Source organism: Acidiplasma aeolicum (genome assembly GCF_001402945.1).
In the GTDB taxonomy this organism is placed as follows: domain Archaea; phylum Thermoplasmatota; class Thermoplasmata; order Thermoplasmatales; family Thermoplasmataceae; genus Acidiplasma; species Acidiplasma aeolicum.
On record NZ_LKBG01000053.1, the window covers coordinates 1 to 3,528 of the forward strand.

The following is a 3,528-nucleotide window of genomic DNA, read 5'->3' on the forward strand; positions in this document are numbered from 1 at the left end:
GAGCCCTAAAAACGCCATATAAAAGAAGTGAAAGGCCTATCCCAAAGGGTACAAAATAAAAAAGAATAATAATAAAATAAATTAATGAAAAGTGATAAAAATGGATAAAATAAAATATTCTATATATATTGCGATATTTCTAATATTTTCAATTTCTTATGAATTAATATCATCAATAGTTTCAAAACATAAATTAGGTATAATTATTGGCTCAATACTTTTAATAATAGATTTTTTGTTATTAATATATTATACCATAAAATTACAAATCAGAAATCATGAAAAACGATAATGTAATATTTTTACTGGAAATTCAAAATGACTCTTTGCAATATCATAAATCCATCATGAAATAATGATAAAAAATTTTAATTGCCAATTATGAAAAAATATCTAAAGTCAAAAAAATTAAATGCTATGTATCAATATCGAATAACAAGGGCACGTGGCCTAGCATGGATAGGGCAACAGCCTCCTAAGCTGTAAATCAGGGGTCCAAATCCCCTCGTGCCCGCTCAGGATTCCATTCTTGGTGCCAGCAAAAATCTCCCTTTAATTCTGGCATTTTCATTTCCAGATCCGAGATTAAACTCTATTGTTAATGGATAATCACTTTTAAATGATATCTTGATATCCTCATTTGATGATATTGACTTAACAAGTTTTAACAAATATTCAAGGGGATATGATGATTTTATTGGTTCATTGCATACAAGTTCCTTAACCATGTCCTTTGGCAAAATCATCTCACTCTCATCGGCATCTGATGTTGACTTTGCATAAAAGTTATTTTTATCAAGGGTTAATCTTATGGCATCAGACACATCCTCGGCTGCCCTGAGTCCCTTCTCAAAATCGGCCTTTGTTAACACAACATAATCATCAGATGCAATCTGCGGAACCCTGGGATTTGTTATCTGATCGTTATCTATTAAAGAAATGCTTTTAATTATTGTCCCTATTTCAAATTTTAGTTTATCTTTATCCTTTGTTATTATAACAGTATCAGCAGACGATGCTAGTTTAATAACAGACCTTATTTTTTCAAGGTCAACTGATATTTCCTCATCCGCAGGCACGTCATATTCAGAAAATACAGTTTTTGGGACCTCTAATGACACCATTGCCACATGTGCAGGGTCAACTGCATTAACTGAAACACCTGAAATACCAATTTTAAATTTAGCCTCTGTAACCACAGTACCAAGCATATCTACTATGTCCTTGAGATTTTTTATGGAAATACTCATTCTTGTCATAATCATCTATCATTAATATAACCCTTATAAATATTTTTTTTGTTAAAAATAATAAATGATTAAAAAGAATAAAAATATAAAATTTTATTAATAGATTCCCCTAAGCTTCATTGCGTCCGCAACACGCTTGACTGCTATTGTATAGGCAGCAGTCCTTGGGTCAACATTGTATTTTTTATATGTTGCGAGGACATCCTGTGCGGCCTTTGTCATCTTGGCATCAAGTTTCTTATAAACCTCCTCCTCAGTCCAGTAATCTCCAGTAATGTTCTGTACCCACTCAAAGTATGATACGGTTACCCCACCAGCATTGGAAAGAAAATCTGGCATTAAAAGCACACCCTTCTTAAAGAATATTTCATCAGCCTCTGGCGTTGTTGGACCGTTTGCAAGCTCCAGGATTATTTTGGCCTTTACCTTATCTGCATTGGCACCTGTAAGCTGGTTTTCTATTGCTGCAGGTATAAGCACATCAACGTTTAGCTCAAGAAGCTCCTCATTTGTTATTGTTTTGCAGTTTTTAAATCCCTCCACCTTTCCAGTTTTTTCTTTATATTCAAGCAATTCCTGGAAATCTATTCCATCCTCTGAATAAATGCCGCCCATTGAATCGGATACAGCAACAACCTTTGATCCAAACATTTCTTTAACAAATTTTACAGCAAACTGTCCGGCATTTCCGAATCCCTGAACGGCGACTCTTGCCTTTGAAAGATCAAGTCCTATTGACTTTGCAGCCTCCCTTAGGACATACATGCCTCCCTTTGCTGTGGCATCACCCCTGCCCAGTGAACCACCAATTTCCAATGGTTTTCCTGTAATAACACCGGGTGCTGAATGCCGTACTATCTTCTCATATTCATCCATCATCCATGCCATTATCTGCGGTGTTGTGTAAACATCCGGTGCAGGTATGTCTATATCCGGCCCTATGAAATTTGCAATTGCATCTATATAACCCCTGCTTAATCTTTCAAGCTCACCCCTGCTCATTTTTTTGGGATCGCATACAATACCTCCCTTGGCACCACCGTATGGAAGGTCCAGAAGGGCTGTCTTCCATGTCATCCATGCTGATAGGGCCTTAACCTCTGAAAGTGTCTCCTTTTCATAGTACCTTATTCCACCTTTCATTGGTCCCCGGGCATTGTTATAATGAACCCTAAAGCCCTTAAAGACCTTGGTTTCTCCACTGTCCATTTTTACAGGTATGGAAACCTCAAGTATCTCCTTTGGAGAACTTAAAATTTCAAGAGCCTGTTTATCTAAATTTATCACGCTGGCAGCCTTTTTTAGCTGCTTGAGAGCTATATCAAATGGGTCTAAATCCTCCATTGTAACACCATACATGAATTGTTCAGAAGTAGTTTAATCTTTTTGTGGGGGAATTAAATTGACCTATTATAACGAACATGAAATAAACATATGACATGATAAAAAAATATTCTCATCATTTTTTATATAGACCATGATTTAATAATAAATCAAGTCCATCCCATGATTTTATAATAAAATATAAAATGTATTATAATATAAATTAATATTCAACTGTGGTGTAATCATGGAAGATGATGAAATAATTAAAAATCTTGTATTTGATAATCAACTTTTAATGGTATTGCAGCATTTTAATCTGGCAAAACTGGATTATGCAAAAAATATAAAAATTTATACAAGCATACCCCAAATGAATGTAAATATTTATCTGGAGCGCCTTGAGAACATGGGGTTAATAGAAAAATATTCCGGTTCTTCAATAAAAAGAACTGAAGCAAAGCTTAAAAAAACAAATGAGGTGCATAAGCATCATACATATTATTTACTTACAAATAAGGGGCATTATATTCTGAAAAGCATAGGACCCCGGGAATATATAAAATATCTTGAACTTCCCTGCCTTAAGATGCTCGCATATAAAAAGAGAAGAAATGATGACCCATCAAAAAGGGCAAAGCTTATTAATATGGGGCTTCTAGATAAATATGGTGAAATTACCCCCATCGGGGAATCCGTTCTGGACCTAGCAAAGAGAAGGCAGATAAATCTGTCTGATACTTAAAAGTTAAATATAAATTTTAAATAAGGTCTGTAGGCGACTGTAGTGTAGCCTGGTATCACAGTGGCTTCCCAAGCCACTAACCCGGGTTCAAATCCCGGCAGTCGCATTATTATAAAGGTTTAATGCTTTAACCAATACATCATTAAATTTTTTTATTTATATACTCTGGATCCAGATTTTATAATATAAAAATAACATTATATAATTTAT

4 protein-coding genes and 2 tRNA genes are annotated in these 3,528 nt (G+C 34.6%); 4 read left to right on the forward strand and 2 right to left on the reverse strand.

Translation table 11 applies throughout. The annotated features are described in order from the left end of the window. The first annotated feature begins 100 nt into the window (after nucleotides 1–100). Both AOG54_RS01860 and AOG54_RS01865 read left to right on the forward strand, forming a co-directional pair. On the forward strand, nucleotides 101–292 hold the full coding sequence (locus AOG54_RS01860; protein WP_055032333.1) for a hypothetical protein: 192 nt from the start codon (nucleotides 101–103) through the stop codon (nucleotides 290–292). A gap of 147 nt (nucleotides 293–439) precedes the next feature. After that, nucleotides 440–514 (forward strand) — tRNA-Arg (locus AOG54_RS01865). Between the two features lies 1 nt (nucleotide 515). On the opposite strand, the gene AOG54_RS01870 is transcribed toward AOG54_RS01865, so the two are convergent. Together AOG54_RS01870 and AOG54_RS01875 are read right to left on the reverse strand one after the other, a co-directional pair. Then, nucleotides 516–1,250 (reverse strand): DNA polymerase sliding clamp, encoded by a 735-nt coding sequence (locus tag AOG54_RS01870; RefSeq protein ID WP_236692433.1) that lies wholly within the window; start codon nucleotides 1,248–1,250, stop codon nucleotides 516–518. Between the two features lie 96 nt (nucleotides 1,251–1,346). Continuing rightward, the gene (locus AOG54_RS01875) at nucleotides 1,347–2,594 is read right to left on the reverse strand and encodes a Glu/Leu/Phe/Val family dehydrogenase (RefSeq protein WP_054964477.1); all 1,248 of its coding nucleotides are present in this window, start codon (nucleotides 2,592–2,594) and stop codon (nucleotides 1,347–1,349) included. A gap of 226 nt (nucleotides 2,595–2,820) precedes the next feature. On the opposite strand from AOG54_RS01875, the gene AOG54_RS01880 reads away from it, so the two are divergent. Together AOG54_RS01880 and AOG54_RS01885 are read left to right on the forward strand one after the other, a co-directional pair. Further along, nucleotides 2,821–3,318 carry a DUF2250 domain-containing protein gene (locus AOG54_RS01880; RefSeq protein ID WP_048101444.1) on the forward strand — a complete coding sequence of 166 codons (498 nt, stop codon included), beginning with the start codon at nucleotides 2,821–2,823 and terminating at the stop codon, nucleotides 3,316–3,318. A gap of 33 nt (nucleotides 3,319–3,351) precedes the next feature. Further along, nucleotides 3,352–3,424: transfer RNA gene (locus AOG54_RS01885), tRNA-Gly, on the forward strand. Nucleotides 3,425–3,528: the final 104 nt, after the last annotated feature.